This is a genomic window from Modestobacter sp. URMC 112, from assembly GCF_053502575.1.
On the sequence record NZ_CP199957.1, the window covers coordinates 4,144,099 to 4,162,685 of the forward strand.

General features: G+C 75.4%; 16 protein-coding genes. 6 read left to right on the forward strand and 10 right to left on the reverse strand.

Annotated elements, in window-relative coordinates:
• Positions 1-247 precede the first annotated feature (247 nt).
• From flhA to ACWIX6_RS19775, 4 genes are all read left to right on the forward strand, one after another.
• Complete coding sequence (gene flhA / locus ACWIX6_RS19760; RefSeq protein WP_448614143.1) at positions 248-2,290, forward strand: flagellar biosynthesis protein FlhA; 2,043 nt, start codon at positions 248-250, stop codon at positions 2,288-2,290.
• The gene (locus ACWIX6_RS19765; protein ID WP_448614144.1) at positions 2,271-5,261 is read left to right on the forward strand and encodes a hypothetical protein; all 2,991 of its coding nucleotides are present in this window, start codon (positions 2,271-2,273) and stop codon (positions 5,259-5,261) included. The genes flhA and ACWIX6_RS19765 overlap by 20 nt, the downstream gene beginning before the upstream one ends.
• 52 nt (positions 5,262-5,313) lie before the next feature.
• Positions 5,314-5,580 (forward strand): hypothetical protein, encoded by a 267-nt coding sequence (locus ACWIX6_RS19770; RefSeq protein ID WP_448614145.1) that lies wholly within the window; start codon positions 5,314-5,316, stop codon positions 5,578-5,580.
• 167 nt (positions 5,581-5,747) lie between these two features.
• Positions 5,748-6,674 carry a hypothetical protein gene (locus tag ACWIX6_RS19775; protein ID WP_448614146.1) on the forward strand — a complete coding sequence of 309 codons (927 nt, stop codon included), beginning with the start codon at positions 5,748-5,750 and terminating at the stop codon, positions 6,672-6,674.
• Between the two features lie 109 nt (positions 6,675-6,783).
• Here the strand turns inward: ACWIX6_RS19775 and ACWIX6_RS19780 are convergent, their stop codons facing one another.
• The 4 genes from ACWIX6_RS19780 to ACWIX6_RS19795 all read right to left on the reverse strand — a co-directional run bounded on the left by ACWIX6_RS19780 (position 6,784) and on the right by ACWIX6_RS19795 (position 10,542).
• Positions 6,784-8,079, reverse strand: coding sequence for a PhoH family protein (locus ACWIX6_RS19780; protein ID WP_448614147.1), 1,296 nt, complete (start codon positions 8,077-8,079; stop codon positions 6,784-6,786).
• Between the two features lie 237 nt (positions 8,080-8,316).
• A complete protein-coding gene (locus ACWIX6_RS19785; RefSeq protein WP_448614148.1) occupies positions 8,317-8,502 on the reverse strand; it encodes a hypothetical protein in 186 nt (61 codons plus the stop codon).
• 5 nt (positions 8,503-8,507) lie between these two features.
• The gene (locus tag ACWIX6_RS19790; RefSeq protein WP_448614149.1) at positions 8,508-9,725 is read right to left on the reverse strand and encodes a DUF885 domain-containing protein; all 1,218 of its coding nucleotides are present in this window, start codon (positions 9,723-9,725) and stop codon (positions 8,508-8,510) included.
• A gap of 43 nt (positions 9,726-9,768) precedes the next feature.
• Positions 9,769-10,542, reverse strand: coding sequence for an isoprenyl transferase (locus tag ACWIX6_RS19795; RefSeq protein WP_448617013.1), 774 nt, complete (start codon positions 10,540-10,542; stop codon positions 9,769-9,771).
• A 122-nt stretch (positions 10,543-10,664) separates the two neighbouring features.
• Here ACWIX6_RS19795 and trhA point away from each other — a divergent pair, with 122 nt between their 5' ends.
• Positions 10,665-11,495: a PAQR family membrane homeostasis protein TrhA gene (trhA, locus tag ACWIX6_RS19800; protein ID WP_448614150.1), complete on the forward strand. Its 831-nt coding sequence runs from the start codon at positions 10,665-10,667 to the stop codon at positions 11,493-11,495.
• Positions 11,496-11,529: 34 nt separating this feature from the next.
• Here trhA and ACWIX6_RS19805 read toward each other — a convergent pair whose 3' ends face one another.
• The 6 genes from ACWIX6_RS19805 to ACWIX6_RS19830 all read right to left on the reverse strand — a co-directional run bounded on the left by ACWIX6_RS19805 (position 11,530) and on the right by ACWIX6_RS19830 (position 17,739).
• Positions 11,530-12,585: an HAAS signaling domain-containing protein gene (locus tag ACWIX6_RS19805; RefSeq protein WP_448614151.1), complete on the reverse strand. Its 1,056-nt coding sequence runs from the start codon at positions 12,583-12,585 to the stop codon at positions 11,530-11,532.
• Entirely contained in the window at positions 12,582-12,917 is a 336-nt protein-coding gene (locus ACWIX6_RS19810; RefSeq protein ID WP_448614152.1) for a PadR family transcriptional regulator, read from the reverse strand. Before ACWIX6_RS19810 ends, ACWIX6_RS19805 begins: the two co-directional genes overlap by 4 nt.
• 100 nt (positions 12,918-13,017) lie before the next feature.
• Complete coding sequence (locus ACWIX6_RS19815) at positions 13,018-14,262, reverse strand: geranylgeranyl reductase family protein (protein ID WP_448614153.1); 1,245 nt, start codon at positions 14,260-14,262, stop codon at positions 13,018-13,020.
• A 130-nt stretch (positions 14,263-14,392) separates the two neighbouring features.
• Positions 14,393-15,055: a maleylpyruvate isomerase N-terminal domain-containing protein gene (locus tag ACWIX6_RS19820; RefSeq protein WP_448614154.1), complete on the reverse strand. Its 663-nt coding sequence runs from the start codon at positions 15,053-15,055 to the stop codon at positions 14,393-14,395.
• A gap of 51 nt (positions 15,056-15,106) precedes the next feature.
• Complete coding sequence (locus tag ACWIX6_RS19825) at positions 15,107-15,688, reverse strand: hypothetical protein (protein WP_448614155.1); 582 nt, start codon at positions 15,686-15,688, stop codon at positions 15,107-15,109.
• Between the two features lie 44 nt (positions 15,689-15,732).
• Positions 15,733-17,739, reverse strand: a complete 2,007-nt coding sequence (locus ACWIX6_RS19830; protein ID WP_448614156.1) for a thioredoxin domain-containing protein — start codon at positions 17,737-17,739, stop codon at positions 15,733-15,735.
• Between the two features lie 211 nt (positions 17,740-17,950).
• On the opposite strand from ACWIX6_RS19830, the gene ACWIX6_RS19835 reads away from it, so the two are divergent.
• Complete coding sequence (locus ACWIX6_RS19835; protein WP_448614157.1) at positions 17,951-18,529, forward strand: AMIN-like domain-containing (lipo)protein; 579 nt, start codon at positions 17,951-17,953, stop codon at positions 18,527-18,529.
• Positions 18,530-18,587: the final 58 nt, after the last annotated feature.

Below are 18,587 nucleotides of genomic sequence, written 5' to 3' on the forward strand. Positions count from 1 at the left end.
CCTGCAGCAGGGCCGAGGAGCGGCCGAAGATCAGGTCCTTCCACTCGCGGTGGGCCCCTGCAGCAGGGCCAACGGCCCACCGCCGGAGCCTCCCCGCGACCGGCGGAGCGCGTGTGACTCGCGAGGCACGGGCCGCTCACGCTCGGTACCGGCTCCCGGGCCGACTGCCGAGAACGGCTGAGGGGAGCACGCCGCTCCCACGAGCCGTCCCGCGCACCGCGGACGTCGGGTACGGAGAGGAGGACGGATGCGGAACGTGAGCAAGGTCGCGGTCCCCATCGGGGTCGTCTCGATCGTCCTGATGCTGGTGGTGCCGCTGCCGGCCGGGCTGCTGGACCTGCTGCTCGGGCTGAACATCACCGTGTCGCTGCTGATCCTGCTGGTGTCGATGCAGATCAAGCGCCCGCTGGACTTCGCCGTCTTCCCCGCCCTGGTCCTGATCGCCACGCTGATGCGCCTCGCGCTCAACGTGTCCTCGACCCGGCTGGTGCTCACCGACGGTTACGCCGGCAAGGTGATCGAGGCCTTCGGCCACTTCGTGATCGGCGGATCACTGATCGTCGGCCTGGTGATCTTCGTGATCCTCACGATCATCCAGTTCGTCGTCATCACCAACGGTGCCGGACGCGTGGCCGAGGTCGGCGCCCGGTTCACCCTCGACGCGATGCCCGGCAAGCAGATGGCCATCGACGCCGACCTCAACGCCGGCCTGATCAACGAGAAGCAGGCGCGCAAGCGGCGCCTGGAGGTCACCTCCGAGGCCGACTTCTACGGCTCGATGGACGGCGCCAGCAAGTTCGTCAAGGGCGACGCCGTCGCCGGCATCATCGTCACGCTGATCAACCTGATCGGCGGCTTCGCCATCGGCGTGCTGCAGCGCGGCATGGCGCCCGGCGAGGCGGTGGCCACCTACTCGCTGCTGACCGTCGGCGACGGCCTGGTCTCGCAGATCCCCGCGCTGCTGATCTCCACGGCCACCGGCCTGATCGTGACCCGGTCGGCGTCCGAGGGCGACATGGGCCAGGACCTGCTGGGCCAGCTGGGCCGCAACAAGCAGCCGCTGCGCATCGCCGGCGGCGCCGCCATCGCCCTCTGCCTCATCCCGGGCCTGCCCAAGCTCCCCTTCCTCATCGTCGGCAGCCTCTTCCTGTTCGCCGCCAGCAAGGTGACCGAGGTCGTCGAGACCGACGACGAGGAGCAGGTCGACCCCGCCGCCGAGGCCGAGGCCAAGCCCGACTCCCCGGAGTCCATCGCCGAGCGGATGCGGGTCGACCCGCTGGAGCTCGAGGTCGCCTTCGACCTGGTGGAGCTGGTCGACACCGCCCGCGGCGGGGACCTGCTGGACCGGGTGAAGGCGCTGCGCCGGAAGGTGGCGATGGAGACCGGGCTGGTCATCCCGCTGGTCCGCACCCGCGACAACCTGGACCTGGCCGCGTCGGAGTACGTCATCTGGCTCAACGGCGTCCCCGCGGCCAAGGGCTCCTCCCCCGCCGGCACCGTGCTGGCCATCGGGGACCACCTCGACGGCCTGCCCGGCAAGCCGACCCGCGAGCCGGTCTTCGGCCTGCCCGCCAAGTGGGTGCCCGCCGAGCTGCAGCGCCAGGCCGAGATGGCCGGGGCCACCGTGGTCGACCGCTCCTCGGTCATCACCACGCACCTGGCCGAGGTCGTCCGGCAGAACGCGTCCGCGCTGCTGGGACGCGAGGACGTCCGGCTGCTCATCGAGATGGTCCGCCGCTGGCACCCCATCGTGGTCGAGGAGCTCACCCCGACGCTGCTCACCACCGGCGAGATCCAGCGGGTGCTGGCGGCGCTGCTCGACGAGGGCGTCTCCATCCGCGACCTGGTCCGGATCTTCGAGGCGCTGTCCCTGCGGGCCAAGACCTCGACCGACCTCGACGGGCTGGTGGAGGCGGTGCGCAACGCCCTGGGCGCCGCGATCAGCCACCCCTACGTCACGCCCGACGAGCGGCTGCACGTGATCACCCTGGAGCCCGGTTTCGAGCAGCGCCTGCTCGAGTCGATCCGCCAGGGCGCGGAGGGCCAGGTGCTCGCGCTGGACGGGCACACCGTCGACGTCCTGGTCCGCGGCTGCTCCGAACTGCTCGAGGAGGCCGAACGCGTGAACCTCTCCCCCGTCCTGGTGTGTTCGCCGCAGGTGCGCGCCGCCCTGTCCCGCCTGGTCCGCCAGGTCCTTCCCCGGCTGTCGGTCATCTCCTACAACGAGGTGTCCCGCACGGCCCAGATCGAGTCGCTGGGAGTGGTGAGCGGTGCCGTCGCAATCCGTTGAGGCCGCCACGCGGGACGAGGCCATCGCGGCCGCCCGCGAGGAGTACGGGCCGTCGGTGAAGATCGTCGGTGTCCGGCGCATCCGCTCCGGCGGGGTGCTGGGGTTCTTCGCCGCCGAGCGCTACGTCGCCGAGGTGGACCTGAGCGCGCCGCGGGCCGAGCCCGCGCCCGCCGCCCCCCGCGCGGACGACGTACCGAAGCCGCGCCGGGCGCCGCGCGCCCGGGCCACCGAGGACGAGCGGATGGACGAGCTGGCCGACCTGTTCGGCCCGGCCTCCGGGGACGTGCCGGTGGGGCTGTACTCCTCCGCCGGGGTCTCGCGCACCCCGGCCGCCGAGGACGTCCTCGCCCAGCGGCGTCCCCGCACGTCGTCGTCCGCGGACGACGACGCACCGCTGCGGTCCGCGGCCGCCTCCCGCGCGCAGTCGGCGGCGCGGAGCGCTGCGCCGGCCCGCGCCGCCGCGGCCCCGGCCGCCCCCGTCCGGGACGCCGCCTCTGCCCGCGAGGCCCTCGCCCGGGACGCCGCCTCTGCCCTGGACGCCTTCACCCGGGACGCCGCCCCCGCCCGTGCCACCGGCACCCCGCGGACCGCCGCACCGGCCTCCCGGGGTGCGTCCCCGGTCGCGCCCGGCCGGTTCGCGGCCGCCGTGCAGGCCGCGGCTGCCGCGCCGGCCGCCCCCTTCACCCCGTCGAAGTACCGGCCGACGCTGGACCGGCTGGTCGAGCCGACACCGGAGCCCGCGGTCGCCGCGGCCCCGGCCGGCCCGTCCCCGTTCACCGCCGCGCTGGCCCGGATGGTGGCCGACCGCCAGGTCTCGTCCGCGGTCTCCGACGCGGTCGAGCGGTCCGCTGCCACCGACGCCCCCCTGGCGTCCGCGACCGAGGCGCCTGCGGAGGACCACGTCTTCCGGGTCCCGGCCGACGAGTGGGTCGAGGACGGCGAGCCGCTCGAGGCCGCCGCCCCCAGCGCCCCGGCCCAGCAGGCGCCGACCGCCGCCCCCGCTCCGGTTCCCGCGGCTCCGGCTCCGGCTCCGGCTGCCCCCGCACCGGCCGCTGCCCCTGCCCCGGCGCCGATGGCCTCCGCCGCCACCCCGGTCGCCGCTCCGGCCGCCGCTCCTGCTGCTGCACCCGCGCCCGCTGCGCAGGCGCCCCAGGCCGTGGAGCCGGTCGCTCCGGCCGCTGCTGCCGCCCCGGTTCCGGCCCCGGCCCCGGCCCCGGTGGCCGATCCCGCCCCGGCGCCGCAGCCGGTCGCGTCGGTCCCCGCCCCGGCTCCGGCCGCCGTCCCGGCCGACTCCGCCGCCGAAGCGGCGGACGCACCCCGAGACAAGCGGGCCGCGCTCCAGTCCGCGCTGCAGTCCGCGCTGCGGTCGGCCGGATCGGCGGACGAGGACGTGGAGCGGCTGCTCGAGGGCGTCCTCGAGCGCGTGCTGTCCGGGGGGTCGGAGGCCGCCCCGGCCGCCCCGGCCGCCCCCGCCGCCGTCCCGGCCGCCGTGTCAGGCGCGTCGGCCGCTCCGGCTCCGCAGGTCGACGTGGCCTCGCTGACCCAGGAGTACCTGGGCACCGACGTCGAGGACCTCGCCGACCGTGGCCGGCACCGGTTCCCCGAGCCCGCACCCGTCAGCCGCCCCGTCACCCACCCCGTCACCCAGGAGATGCCCGCCGTGCGACCGGCCGACCACCGCGCCGACCGGCAGCTGGCCGCGCTGACCGCCGACCACCGGGACGAGGAGCCGGCCCAGCTGGTCGACGACCGGTCCGCCGACGACCGGGTGGCGGCCTGGGCCGAGGTCCGGGCCCGTGAGCCGCGGGTGCACACCTCGCGCCGCGACGTCGTCCTGGACGTGCGCGGCAACGAGGTGCTCGCCCACCGGGAGCCGCTGCTCATGACCCCGTCCATGGCGGCCTGGCCGTCGATGGCCCGGACCGCCAGCGACCCCGCACCGCTGTCGATGGACCACACCACGATCCTGCCGCCGCTGTCCCTGCTCCCGCCGCAGCGGATGGCCTCGGTCGACGGCATGCCCCCGCTGCTCCGGGGCCGCCCGGCGGTCCCGCCGCCGCGCCGGCCGCTGGCCTCAGGGCCGAGCACGGCCAGCCGGCCCGCGATCGCCGGGCGGCCCGCCGTCCCCGCGCCGACCGGCGGGGACGACGACCAGGCCGCGCTCGAGGTGACGGCCTCGTCGCGCGACCTCGCCCGCACCACACCCGCCGTCCCGGAGCTCGGGCCGCGGCTGGCCACGGTGACCCGGCTGGTGCCGCTGCCGTCGACCGCCATGACCCCCTACGGCCCGGACAGCGGGGACGAGCTCGTCGTCCGGCTGCTCGCCCTCGGCCTGCCCGAGTTCCTCATCGCGCCGGGCTTCGCCAGCGACGCCGCCGTCCGTGGGCTGTACGCGGCCCTGACCCGGACCCTCGCCGAGCGGCTGGCGCCCATCCCCGAGGTGCCGGCGGAGCCGGGCTCGGTGCTGCTCGTCGTCGGCCCCGGCCCGGAGACGCTGGCAGCCGCCCGGTCGCTGGCCGTCTCGGTGCGGCTGGACCCGGCCCGCGTGCAGTGGGCGACGCCCGGGGACGCCGCGACCCTGGTCCCCGAGCACAGCAGGATCACCACGCTGGAGACCGCTGCCGACCGTCAGCGGACCAGCACCGGGTCCGGCACGGTGACCATCGTGGCCGTGGACGCGCCGCTGCGCGCCGGAGGTGGCGGCTGGCTGTCGCACATGCTGTCGATCTGGTCGCCGGACGCCGTCTGGGGGGTCGTGGACGCCACCCGCAAGCCCGAGGACGTCGTCCCGTGGCTGGACGCGCTCCCCCGGCTGGACGCCGTCGTGGTGCAGGAGGCCGAGTCCACCGCCGACCCGGCCGCGGTGCTCAGCCACCTGACCGCCCCGGTGGCCCGGATCGACGGGGCGCGGGCGACCGCGCACCGCTGGGCGTCGCTGCTGTGCGAGCGACTCGAGGAGATGGACGCGTGAGCGGCCGCCCCGGCGCGCCGGCTGACGTGACGCGGCGGGTCCTGGACGTCCGGTGAGCCCGCTGCGGTGGGACGTCCTCGTCGCCGGATTCGTGCTGGCCGTGCCGGTGCTGATGCTGGGGGTGCGGGGTGACCTGACCCCCGACGAGGTGGCCGTGCGGGTGCTGTGGTGCCTGGCGGCCGGCTGGGGTGCGGTCGCCCTGGTCCGGCTGGCCAGCACCCCGCGGACGCCAGGACCGCCCGCGCCGGCGGACCCAGCGCCGGCGGACCCGGCGCCGGCCGTCGTGCCCGAGCCGGACACCGAGCCCGCCACCCCCTGACGCCCCCTGCCACCTGCCACCTGCCACCTGCCGCTCTTGCGGTGCTGCGCACGCTCCTGCGGCATTGCCCGCCCGCAGGAGCGCACAGAACACCGCAGGAGCGGGCGTCCTCCACAGGACGGGCCGACCCGCCCGCGGCTCCAGCCTCAGTCGGCCAGGCTTCCCGAATGCGTCCTCCCGCTGCCCCCCGTGTGGTGCTCCGGTCCGTCGCGGTGACCGAGGGCCTGTCCGACGGTGAACTGGCCCGCCTGGTCCGACGGCAACGGTTAATCGCCCTGCAACGAGGCGCCTACCTGCAGGAGGAGGCCCGGTCACCGGAGGACCGGCACCGGGCCGTCGTGCTGGCGACGGTGGCGGGGCTGCAGGTGCCCGGCGTGGTGAGCCATGCGTCCGCTGCCCTGTTGCACGGGCTGCCGCTCTTCCGGATGCCACTGCGCAGGGTGCACGTCATCCGGCGACCGCCTGCGTCCGGTAGTGGCAGCAGCCGGGTGCACCTGCACGTCGCCCGGCTGCCGGTGGAGGAGACGACGACCTGGCAGGGCCTGACGCTCACCGATGTCACGCGCACGGTGGTCGACGTGGCCAGGTCCGCGTCCTTCGAGTCGGCCGTGGTCGTCGCCGACGCCGCACTGGCCGCCCGGGCCACGACGCCTGCAGCGCTCTCGTCGTGCCTGGCCCGGATGGGCCCTGTCCCCGGGAGCCGGGCAGCGGCGCGGGTCCTCGCCTTCGCCGACGGACGCAGTGAGAGCGTCGGGGAGAGCCGCAGCCGGGTGCTCTTCCAGCGGATCGGCATCCCGGCTCCGCAGCTGCAGGTCACGGTCGGCCGACGGAACGGCAGCGTGATCGGACGCTGCGACTTCGGCTGGGAGGAGCACGGCACGCTCGGGGAGTTCGACGGCCGGATCAAGTACGGACGTCTCCTCCGACCAGGCCAGTCCGCCGGGGACGCGGTGTACGAGGAGAAGCTCCGCGAGGACGAGCTGCGCGACACCGGCCGTCAGGTGGCGCGGTGGACCTGGGCGGAACTTGGGACCCCTGAGGTGGTCGCCGACCGGCTCCTGCGGGCCTTCGCTCGAGGGACCAGGCAGCGCTGACCCCACTCTTACGGTGTTCCTCCCGCTCCTGCGGTCTTGCACGACCGCAGGAGCAGGATGAACAGCGCAAGAGTCGGACGGCCGCGGCGCCACGGGCGGGCCGGCGGGGTCAGAGCGGGAGGTCCTCCAGCATCTCGGTGACCAGCGCCGCGATCGGTGAGCGCTCCGAGCGGGTCAGGGTCACGTGCGCGAACAGCGGGTGTCCCTTGAGCGCCTCGATGACCGCGGTCACGCCGTCGTGCCGGCCGACCCGCAGGTTGTCCCGCTGCGCGACGTCGTGGGTGAGCACGACGCGCGAGTTGGTCCCCAGCCGGGACAGCACGGTCAGCAGCACGCCCCGCTCCAGGGACTGCGCCTCGTCGACGATCACGAACGAGTCGTGCAGCGAGCGCCCGCGGATGTGGGTCAGCGGCAGCACCTCGATCAGCCCGCGGGCGATGACCTCGTCCAGGACGGCGGCCGACACCAGCGCGCCGAGGGTGTCGAAGACCGCCTGGGCCCAGGGCGCCATCTTCTCGCCCTCGCTGCCGGGCAGGTACCCCAGATCCTGGCCGCCGACGGCGTACAGCGGCCGGAAGATGACCACCTTCTTGTGCGCCCGCCGCTCCATCACCGACTCCAGCCCGGCGCACAGGGCCAGCGCCGACTTGCCCGTGCCGGCCCGGCCGCCCATCGAGACGATGCCGATCTCGGGGTCCAGCAGCAGGTCCAGGGCGATGCGCTGCTCGGCCGAGCGCCCGTGCAGGCCGAAGGCCTCCCGGTCGCCGCGCACCAGCCGGACGTGCTTGTCAGGGGTGACCCGCCCCAGCGCCGACCCGCGCGGGGACAGCAGCACCAGCCCGGTGTGCGTGGGCAGCTCGGCGGCGGCCTCCAGGTACAGCGACCCGGCCTCGTACAGGCTGCTGATCTCGGCCTCGTCCAGGGAGACCTCGCGCATCCCGGTCCAGCCGGCGTCGACGGCGCCCAGCGCCCGGTAGTCGTCGGTCTCCAGGCCGACGGCCGCGGCCTTGACCCGCAGCGGCACGTCCTTGGTGACCAGGCAGACGTCCCGGCCGTCGTGGCGCAGGTTGAGCGCCACCACCATGATCCGGCTGTCGTTGCTGTCGTTGCGGAAGCCGGCCGGCAGCATCGCCGGGTCGCTGTGGTTGAGCTCCACGTGCAGGGTGCTGCCCGCGTCACCCACCGGGACCGGGCAGTCGAGCCGGCCGTGCTGCACCCGCAGGTCGTCGAGCATCCGCAGCGTCTGCCGGGCGAACCAGCCGAGCTCGGGGTGGTCCCGCTTGGCCTCCAGCTCGCTGATGACCACCAGCGGCAGCACCACGTCGTGCCCGTCGAAGCGCAGCAGGGCGCCCGGGTCGGACAGCAGGACGGAGGTGTCGAGGACGAACGTGCGGCGTGAGGTCACGAGTCGGCTCCCGTGGGGCGCGCGGCGCGCCCCGGCTCGAAGGTGGCCGGGTCCCGGCGCAGGGGCCGGGACGCGGCCCCTCTGGTCGACGTGCTCAGTCGCACCAACCGGGCCTCCCGTGGACGACGGGGTGGCACCCGTCCTCCACTCCGGACGCTAGGCGCAGACGCCGACGAAAGCACCGGTGCGACACGCTTTCGAGTGACAGGTGGGACGGCCACCGTCAGGGTTGCGCCCTCATCCCTCCCGGGAGCTCCCGCGGTGGCGCAGCGCGGCCAGCGCCCACACCACCGGGACCAGCAGAACCGGCCACTGCACCGACAGGTCGCCCACCCACAGCAGCCCGGCGACCAGCAGCACCGCCAGCCAGCCCGCCGTCCACAGGCCGAGCACCCGCCGTTCCCGCGCGGTCGGACGCACCACCGCGCTCAGGCCGCCGCCAGTTCGGCGGTCACGGCGGCCGGCGTCAGCGGCTCGTCGAGCAGCCGCACGAACCGGTCGGCGACCGGCTGGCCGTCGGGTCGGGCGGCCAGCCAGCGGCTGAGCAGGTCGTAGCCCTCGACGTAGGTGGAGATGTAGGCCCGCCACAGCGGGTCGGTGAGGAAGCGGAGCTGCTGGACGGCGCGGTCGTGGTTGACCAGCCCCCAGCGCTGCAGGTGGGCGATCACCTCGTCGGGGTCGGCGTGCCGGTCGTGCAGCAGGATCGCGGCGTCCTGGCGGACCCGGTTGAGCGGTGCCGCGGCGGCGGCGACCCGCTCGGCCAGCTCACCGTCGAACCGCAGGCCCAGGTCGCCGAGGACCTCCGCCGCCCACGGCCCCCATCCCGGGCCGACCGCGGCCTCCAGACCGAGGTCGGCCAGCCCCTCGGCCATCAGGCACTCGGGGGTGTTGACCAGGAAGACGGTGTGCTCGAGGTGGTGGTCCCGCTCGACCAGGCCGCGCTCCTTGCGGCAGTGCTCGGTGTGGTGGCCGGGGTAGGCCTCGTGGGCGACCAGGTGCGGCAGCTGGCCCAGCCGGTGCGGCAGGTCGGCGTTGATCGCCACCCGGGACCGGTAGTCGCCCTCGTAGTAGTTGAAGCCCGACCAGGGCTTGTCGGTGACCACCTCGTACCGCACCGTCTCGACCTCGGGCAGGCCGTACTGGCCGCGCACCCGGTCGCGCAGCGCCGAGGACAACGCGTGCACGGCGACCTCCAGCCGGTCCGGCGGGCACTCCTCGCGCCGTCGGTGCACCGCGTAGCGCTCGGCCAGCGTGCCGCTGCCGGGCAGCAGCCCCTCCAGCTCGGCGTGGGCGGCCGCGTAGTCCGCGGGATCGCCGAGGGCGACGTCGACCTGGAAGTAGGCGCGCACCTCCTCGACGAAGCCGACCGGCTCACCGGCGGTCCTGCGGGCGGTGCACTCCAGCCCGGCCAGCTGGCCGCGCAGGTGCCCCGCCCGGTCGGCGGGCAGGTCCGCGACGTCGACCTCGGCCAGCAGGGCCCGGGCCTGGTCCCGCAGCCGCTGCGGTGTGGGCGCCGGCTCGTCGGCGACCTCGGCGCGCAGCCGCGGGTCGCCGGTGTAGGCGTCGACGAAGCCGGGCTCCAACCGGTCGAAGCGCAGCCCCAGGCGCACGTACTCCAGGGGGACGTCGACCGCGCCGGCTGCCATGCCCGCGAGTCTGTCAGCCGCCGGAACGCCGGTTCCGGGCGGCTCAGCTGCCGAAGCGCCGGCTCCGGGCGGCGTAGTCGCGCAGCGCCCGCAGGAAGTCCACCCGCCGGAAGTCCGGCCAGTAGACGTCGGTGAAGTAGAACTCCGAGTGCGCCGTCTGCCACAGCAGGAAGCCCGACATCCGTTGCTCACCGCTGGTGCGGATGACCAGGTCCGGGTCGGGCTGGCCGCGGGTGTAGAGGTGCTCGGCGATGTGCTCGACGTCCAGCACCTCGACCAGCTCGGGCAGCGTCGTCCCCCGCTCGGCGTGCTCGGCCAGCAGCGAGCGGACGGCGTCGGCGATCTCCCGCCGGCCGCCGTAGCCGACGGCGAGGTTCACGCTGGCCCCCGGCCGGTCGCGGGTGTCCTCCTCGGCCTCCTTGAGGACGGCGACGGTCTCGGCCGGCAGCAGCTCCAGCGCGCCGACGGCCCGCAGCTGCCAGTTCCGACCGGGCAGCGCGAGGTCGCAGGCGACGCCCTCGATGATCCGCAGCAGCGGGGTGAGCTCGGGCTCGGGGCGCTGCAGGTTGTCGGTGGACAGCAGGAAGAGGGTGACCACCTCGACGCGGGCCTCGTCGCACCAGCGCAGCAGGTCGACGATCTTGTCCGCGCCCACGCGGTGGCCGTCGTTGACGTCCTCCAGGCCGATCGCCCGGGCCCACCGGCGGTTCCCGTCGATGATGACGCCGACGTGCCGTGGGGTCTCCCCGCTCAGCAAGCCTCGCGCCAGCCGCCGTTCGTACACGGTGGTGAGCGCTTCGCGGACCCGCGCGCGCATCCCCACGGACAGCAGCCTAGGACCCCCGCCGTCCCGCGCCTCCCGACGCGCTCGGTCGGACTCCCGGCGGGATCACAGTCGCCCGGGATGACGGGTTCCCTACGGCTCCGTAACCTCGGGGCATGACCCTCTCCCCCGACCGCGGAGGACGCGCCCGGGTCACCGCCGACGGCGCCCAGCTCGAGGCAGAGCTCGGTGACGCCGTGGACACCGTCCTCGCCGAGGGCGAGCAGGTCCAGGCCGTCGAGGGGGCCGACGGCAGCTGGACCGTCGCCGACTACGGCGACCGCGACTACGCCCACCCCGACACCCGGCCCCGGATGCGCGGCTGGCTGCACCTGTTCGCCGCCTTCGGGGCGGTCGTGGCCGGCGCGGTGCTCGTCCCGCTGGCCTGGACGCACGGCCCCCGCGCGGGCATCCCCGTGTCGCTGTACTGCCTGACGATCCTCGGGCTGTTCGGGATCAGCGCCGCCTACCACCGCCGCCGGTGGTCACCGCGCGGCTGGCGGCTGATGAAGCGGCTCGACCACTCGATGATCTTCCTGTTCATCGCCGGCACGTACACCCCGTTCGCCATGCTGGCCGTGTCCGCACCGACCAACGTGTGGATCCTCGCGGTGGTGTGGATCGGCGCGCTGGCCGGGATGTCGCTCAAGCTCGTGTGGCCGACGGCGCCGCGCTGGGTCGGGGTGCCGATCTACCTCGCGCTCGGCTGGGTCGCCGTCTTCGTGCTCACCGACATCCTGCAGCTCGCCGGGGTCACCGCCATGGTGCTGCTGGCGGTCGGCGGCGTGCTGTACACCGCCGGCGGCGTGGCCTACGGCCTCAAGCGGCCCAACCCCTGGCCGGGCACCTTCGGCTACCACGAGGTCTTCCACGCCATGACCATCGTGGCCGCGACCTGCCACTACATCGCCGTCTACTTCGCGCTCTACAACTCGCCCTTCGTGTGAAGAAGGACCCTCCTGCCCCCCAGCAGGAGGGCCGTCAGGGCGTCGGCGTGGGTTCGGGAGTGGGCACCGGCCCCAGGGGGGAGGTGGGCTCGGGCGGCGGGCTCGTGGTCGTGGGGGCAGCGCTGGTGGAGGCGGGCGGCGCGTCGGTCGGGCTGGGTCCGGTCGGGCTCGGCCCGGTCGACGGGACCGGCACCGGCCGGCCCCAGTCGTCGTAGACCAGCACCTGCTGCTCCCGGGGGAACGAGTTGGCCGGGAGCGGCGGTGACTGCGGGACCGGCACGATCTCCGCGCCGTCCCCGGTGTACTCCGCGAGGTTCTCGATGGCCCGGCCGTCCTGGTCGTAGAGCAGGACGCCGCTCAGCGGCTCGCCGGTCGAGGAGAACGGGTGGATGTTGGTGATCGGTGCGCCGTCCTCGTGGGACAGCGTCGTCGGCGCGGGCGGCCCGTAGTACTCCGTCGAGGCCTGGGCCGGGTCGGTCCGCTGTGCGACGGCGATGACCGCGAGGACGGTCAGCGCTGCCAGCACCGCGTTGGCCAGCAGCGCCAGCGGGCGGGAGCCGGTGTCCGGGCGCTGCCGGGCGCGCAGCCCCCGGCGGACCGACCAGGTGACCGCGGCCGCGGTGAGCACCAGGCCGATGAGGGGACCCAGGCCCAGGGTCGGGACCGGGAAGGACGAGGCGCCGAAGAACACGGCGTCCACCGCCAGCAGCGCGCCCCAGGCCCGCACCACCCACCAGGCCGGCCGCAGCTCGGGCAGGAAGTCCCGCACCGCGGTCACCGTGGCCGAGGCGCGCTGCTCGGCCAGCTGCCGGGCGAGGTCGCTCCGCCAACGGCTCCCCGTCGGCGCCGACGCCTGTGCCGGCGCGCTCAGCCCGGCCGCCCGGCGGAGCTCGGCGGCGTACTCGGCGGCCGGCCCCAGCCGGACGAACAGCGGCGCCCCGCCGTCGGCGGCGACCTCGGCCAGGTGTTCCTCGAGGTCCTCCAGCAGTTCGGCCTTCCGCTCGGCCGGCACGTCGGCGAGCGCCGCGCGCACGTCCCGGGCGTAGTCGAGCACCTCGGGACCGAAGTCCGCCCCTCCGGTGGCGGTCATGCCGCCGCTCCCCTCTGTCCGGCGAGCAGGGCCGCCATCGTCTCCGCGAAGCTCGACCAGGTCTTGGTCGAGCCCTCCAGCTGTGCGCGGCCCGACGCGTTGAGGCCGTAGTACTTGCGGTGCGGTCCCTCGACGGAGGGGACGACGTAGGAGGTCAGGTGCCCGGCCCCGTAGAGCCGCCGCAGGGTGCCGTAGACGGAGGCGTCGCCGACGTCCTCGAGACCGGCGGCGCGCAGCCGGCGGACGACGTCGTAGCCGTACCCGTCCCCGTCGTCCAGGACGGCCAGGACGGCGAGGTCCAGGACCCCCTTGAGCAGTTGCGTGGTGTCCATCTGCGCCCTCCGGCTGGTCAGTGGAGCGCACAGTACTACGCAGAACGCACTAGCGGACGCGCATGGGACGCCGGGTGTGTCCGGGCGGAGGACGCGGCGCTCAGCTGAAGGGCGGCCGGTGGTCCAGCTTCGACGACAGGCGCCCGGCGGCGCGCCAGGCCCGGGCGGTGAGGTCCCGGTCGGCGTCGGTCACCAGGTTGCCCATCACCCGCAGCGCCACGGTCATCAGCAGCCGGGAGCGCATCCCCACCGGCCCGGCGGCCGGGAGGAACCGGGGCACGGTCAGCAACCCGGCCAGCCGGCGGGCTATGGAGAACGCCTCGCCGTAGTGCCGGCGGAGGGTGGCCGGCCAGGCAGCCGACCAGTCCGGCTCGTCGAGCAGCCCGGCGAGGTCCCGGCCGGTCTCCAGCCCGTAGTCGATCCCCTCGCCGTTGAGCGGGTTCACGCAGCCGGCGGCGTCACCGATCAGCGCCCAGTTGAGCCCGGCGACGCCGGAGACGGCTCCGCCCATCGGCAGCAGCGCGCTGGCCGGGGCCCGCACCGGTCCCTCGATCCGCCAGTCGTCCCGGCGCTGGTCGGTGTACAGCTCGAGCAGGCCCTTGAGCTGCACGCCGGCCGGACGGCGGCCGGTCGCCAGTGTCCCGACGCCGATGTTCACCTCGCCGCCGCCCAGCGGGAACACCCAGCCGTAGCCGGACAAGAGCTCTCCGGCACTCCCGCGCAGCTCGAGGTGGGAGGAGATCCACTCGTCGTCGCTGCGACCCGAGGCCACGTAGCCGCGGGCGGCGACACCGTAGGCGGTGTCGCGGTGCCACTGCCGGCCCAGCACCCGGCCCAGCGGCGAGCGGGCGCCGTCGGCGACGACCAGCCGGCGGCAGCCCACCGTCGTGGTCGCGCCGTCCGGGCGGGCGAACACCACGCCGGTCACCCGCTCGCCGTCCCGCTGCACGTCGACGGCCTTGGCGCCCTCCAATGGCTGCGCCCCGTCGTCCAGCGCGACCTGCCGGATCCGGGCGTCCAGCTCGGTCCGCGGCACCGCGCCCCCGTGGTCGGGTAGCGAGCCGCCCGGCCAGGGCAGCAGCAGCTCCTGTCCGAAGCCGGCCGCGCGCAGCCCGCGGTTGCGGCCGTGGCTGCGCACCCAGTCGCCCAGGCCCAGCAGGTCCAGCTCGGCGATGGCCCGCGGCGTCAGCCCGTCCCCGCAGGTCTTGTCCCGGGGGAAGACCGCGGCATCGGCCAGCACCACGTCGGCGCCGCCCCGCGCGGCCCAGGCGGCGGCCGCCGCTCCGGCCGGCCCCGCTCCCACCACGAGGACGTCGGTGCTGGCGGGCTCGTCGGGGATCGGCACGCCTCCAGTGTCCCCGTTCGGCCCAGGTGGCCGTTCCGGCCCCGGAGGGCGGCCCCCTTGCAGGCCGGAGGCGGCCCCGTCCCGGGTCCCGCCCTGAGCCTGCGAAGGGTGGGGAGGACGGGGTCCCTCTTCAACCGAAGAGCGGGAAGAGCGCCGCGGCGGGGCCCAGCTCCAGGCGGTCCGCCGCGGTCAGCCGCTCCCGGCCGGTGCCCCGGCGGGCGGCGGTGGCGTCGTCCCACCGGGCGGGCAGCGGTCCCCCGGCCAGTTGCTCCAGGACCCGGCGCACCTCGGCCAGCGGCCCCGCGTCCGGACCGGCCCGGTCCAGGTGCGCCACCAGGTCGAGGTGGTGGACGGCGGCCTCCACGACCAGCGTCGACAGCAGGTCGGCGACGGTCAGCACCCGCCCCTGCGTGCGCACCCGCTCGCCGGCCTGCACCCGCCCGGCGGCCACGCCGACCGCGGCCGCCGTCTCGGCGTACCGCTGTGCGACGGCGGCCAGCCCGCCCTGGGTGCTGGCCGCGATCCGGGTGCTCCAGAGCTCCTCCTGGTCACCGGGCTCCGGTGGCTGCCACGCCGTCCAGTAGCTGACCGCGTCCGTGTCGGCCGGCCCGGCCGCCGGGGTGGCCAGCGTGACCAGGGCGCGCCGGGCGTCCCCGAGGAGGTGGAAGCCCAGGTCGACCGGCGTCCAGCCGGCACAGCCCGTGGGCTGCCAGCCCTCCTCCTCGGTCAGCGAGCCCAGCAGCGCTGACAGGTCGTCGTACGCGGTCAGCAGCAGGGCCGTCGGGCCGGTCATCGGTCCAGCCTGGCAGGCGGCCGGGGCGTCCGTGCCGCCCCGGACGCCCTGTCAGAGCTGCGGGCCGCGGGCGCGGACCTCCTCGACCGACGCCATCGCGTCGCGCAGCTCGGTGAGCCAGTCGTCGGCGTGCTGGCCGACCAGCCGGACCGCCCAGGCCAGCGCGTCCGACCGGGACCTGGCCACGCCCGCGTCGACCAGGGTGTCCAGCACCTGCCGCTCGGGCTGCCGCAGCCGGGTCATCACCGGGACCGACAGGGTGGTGAACAGCTCCCGGGTGTCCCCGCAGCGGGCGCCCCAGGCGACGGAGCGGCCGTAGCGGGCCTGCGCCGCGTCGGCGATGGCCATCCGCTGCTCCCGGGTCTGCTCGCGGAACCGGGCGATACGCCCGGCGCGGGCGGCCGTCGCGTCCCCCTCGCCCGCCTCCGGCTCGGCGACGGTGCCGACCACGGTGATCTCGTCCCGGTCCAGGGACAGCTCGACCGGTCCGGTGAACCAGTCGTCGGGCAGCCGGCCGGCGAACCACCCGGCCACCTCGGACCGGTCCAGCGGCGGCGGCGCGTCGGCGGCGCGGCCGCGCGCCCGGCCGCGGCCGAGGAACCCCTCGGGCGGGAAGCGGTGGTGTGCGTGCATGGTGTCCTCCTCAGGACGTCGAGAAGCACACTGTAATCGTGTAATCAGCTCGTGGAGCCGGTCATCGCTGCGCTGAGAGTGGACACGTCCGACACCGGGGCGGCACAGACGAACCCGCGGCAGACGTAGGCGGCGGGACGGCCGTCCCTGGCCGGGCGGCCGGCCAGCAGCGGCACGCCGGGGGCGTCCGGCTCCCCCGCCACCACGACCGCGCCCGGGCTCGTCGAGGCCCGCGCCGCGGCGGCGAGCGCGTCCCGCTCCGGGCCCGCCGGACCGCTCACCGCCACCTCGAGCGGCCCGGCCAGCAGCGCCTCCCCCACCGCCGCGGCCCAGCCGGCCGCCTGCGGCGCGCGCGTCACCAGCCCGGCCAGCGACCCGAGAGCCTGCTCCGCCCGCGCCCGGTGCTCCGGGGACCCGGCCAGCGCGGAGTACCCGACCAGCGCGCCGACGGCCGCCGCGATGCCGGCCGGGGTCGGGCCGTCCGTCGGGTCGAACGGGCGGTGCACCAGCGCCTCGGCGTCCGCCGCGGTGTCGTGCCACCGCCCGTCGTCGTCGACGAACTGGTCGGCGACGACGTCGAGCAGCTCGCCCGCCCAGGACAGCCAGCGCCCCTCGCCGGTGGCCGCGTGCAGCGCCAGCAGGCCCTCGGCCAGGTCGCCGTGGTCCTCCAGGACCCCGGCGTGGGCGCCCGCCACCCCGTCCCGGGAGGCGCGCCTCAGCCGGCCGTCGACCCAGTGGGTGCGGTGCAGCAGCTCGGCCGCGGCGCGGGCGGCCCGGACCAGCTCCGTGTCCCCGGTGAGGGCGCCGTGGTCGGCGAGCGCGGCGACGGCCAGGCCGTTCCAGGCGGTGACGACCTTGTCGTCCCGGGCCGGCTGCGGCCGTCGGGCCCGGGCCGCGGACAGCCGCCGGCGGACGTCGGCGAGACGGTCGGGGTCGGCGACGTCGGCGCGCAGCTGCAGCGTGGAGCTGCCGTGTTCGAAGGTGCCCGACGGGGTGACCGCGAAGACCTCGGCGGCCCAGGCGCCGTCGTCCGGCCCGAGCACCTCGGCCAGCTGGTCCGGCGTCCAGACGTAGGTCAGGCCCTCGACGCCCTCCGTGTCGGCGTCCAGGGCCGAGGCGAAGCCCCCCTCGGCGGTGCCGAGGTCACGGACGAGGAAGCCGGCGGTCTCGTCGGCGACCCGGCGCGCCCAGTCCGCACCGGTGGCCCGCCACAGGTGCGAGTAGACCCGCAGCAGCAGCGCGTTGTCGTAGAGCATCTTCTCGAAGTGCGGGACCACCCAGTCGGCGTCCACGGAGTACCGGGCGAAGCCGCCGGCCAGCTGGTCGTAGACGCCGCCGCGGGCCATCGCCTCCGCGGTGCCCACGGCCATCCGCAGGGTGTTCTGGTCCCCGCGCCGGGCGTGCGCCCGCAGCAGGAACTCCAGCACCATCGACGGCGGGAACTTCGGTGCTCCGCCGAAGCCGCCCGACCGCGGGTCGAAGCCGTCGGCCAGGGCGGCGACCGCGCCGTCCAGGACGTCGGCCGACAGCGGGGCCGGCGCACCGAGGTCCAGCCGGCCGGAGATGCCCTCGGCGACCCGGCTGCCGGCGTGCTCCAGCTCGTCCCGGCGGGTGGACCACGCCTCGCCGACCGCGGTCAGCAGCTGCCGGAAGGAGGGCAGCCCGTGTGCCGGCCGCGGCGGGTAGTACGTGCCGCAGTGGAAGGGCCGTCCGTCCGGGGTGGTGAAGACCGTCATCGGCCAGCCGCCGTGCCCGGTCAGCGCCTGGGTGGCGGTCATGTAGACGCTGTCGACGTCGGGGCGCTCCTCCCGGTCGACCTTCACGCAGACGAAGCCGGCGTTCATCTGCGCGGCGGTCGCCTCGTCCTCGAAGGACTCGTGGGCCATGACGTGGCACCAGTGGCAGGCCGCGTACCCGACCGACACGAGCACCGGCACGTCGCGTTCCCTCGCCTCGGCGAACGCGTCGGCGCCCCACTCCCACCAGTCGACCGGGTTCCCCGCGTGCTGCAGCAGGTACGGCGAGGTGGCTCCGGCAAGGCGGTTGGGCATGCCGTCGGGCCTACCCATGCCGCGGAGCCCTTACCGGGCGACTGCGCAGCGCGACCTCCCGGATCGGCATCGGCGCGACACACCGAGGTCTCGACGAGAATTGACAGCCGAGTTCCTCCGGCTCATGTGTTGTGGTGGAAGCGGACATCTGGTAATGGCTCGGCGTGTCGCGGCACTCTCACGGTGGCTCACACCACACCAGGAGGTCCCCGTGAACCGCTCCCACACCCGCCCGCTCACCCACCTGATGGTCGTGCTCGCTGCCGTCGCCGCAGCGGTGTTCGGCCTGGTCAGCCCCGCGTCCGCCGCGCCGTACTGCGGCATCACCTGGGGCTCGCTGCCCAAGTCACAGGACGCCGGCGACCGCGAGTTCATCACCGACGTCCGCGCCGGCCGGCACGCCTGCTACGACCGCCTGGTCATCGACCTCAACGGCGAGGACCAGTCCTTCGGCTCGTACGACGTCCGCTACGTCCCGCGCATCGTCGCCGACGGGTCCGGGGACGTCGTCCCGGTCCGGGGTGGCGCCGTCCTGCAGGTGGTCGTGAAGGCGCCCACCTACGACGAGTCCGGGGACGTGACCTACTGGCCGTCCGACCCCGCCGAGGTGGTGGACGTGCGCAACTTCACCACCTTCCGCCAGGTCGCCCTGGCCGGGAGCTTCGAGGGCCAGACCACCTTCGGGCTGGGCGTCCGGGCGAAGCTGCCCCACCGGGTGTTCTTCCTGCCCGGTGCCCCCTGGTCCGACCAGGGCCCCCGGCTGGTGATCGACGTGGCGCACCGCTGGTAGTCCGTGCCACGCCGCACCACCCTGCAGACGCCGGGCGGGAGACCCCACCCGGCGTCTC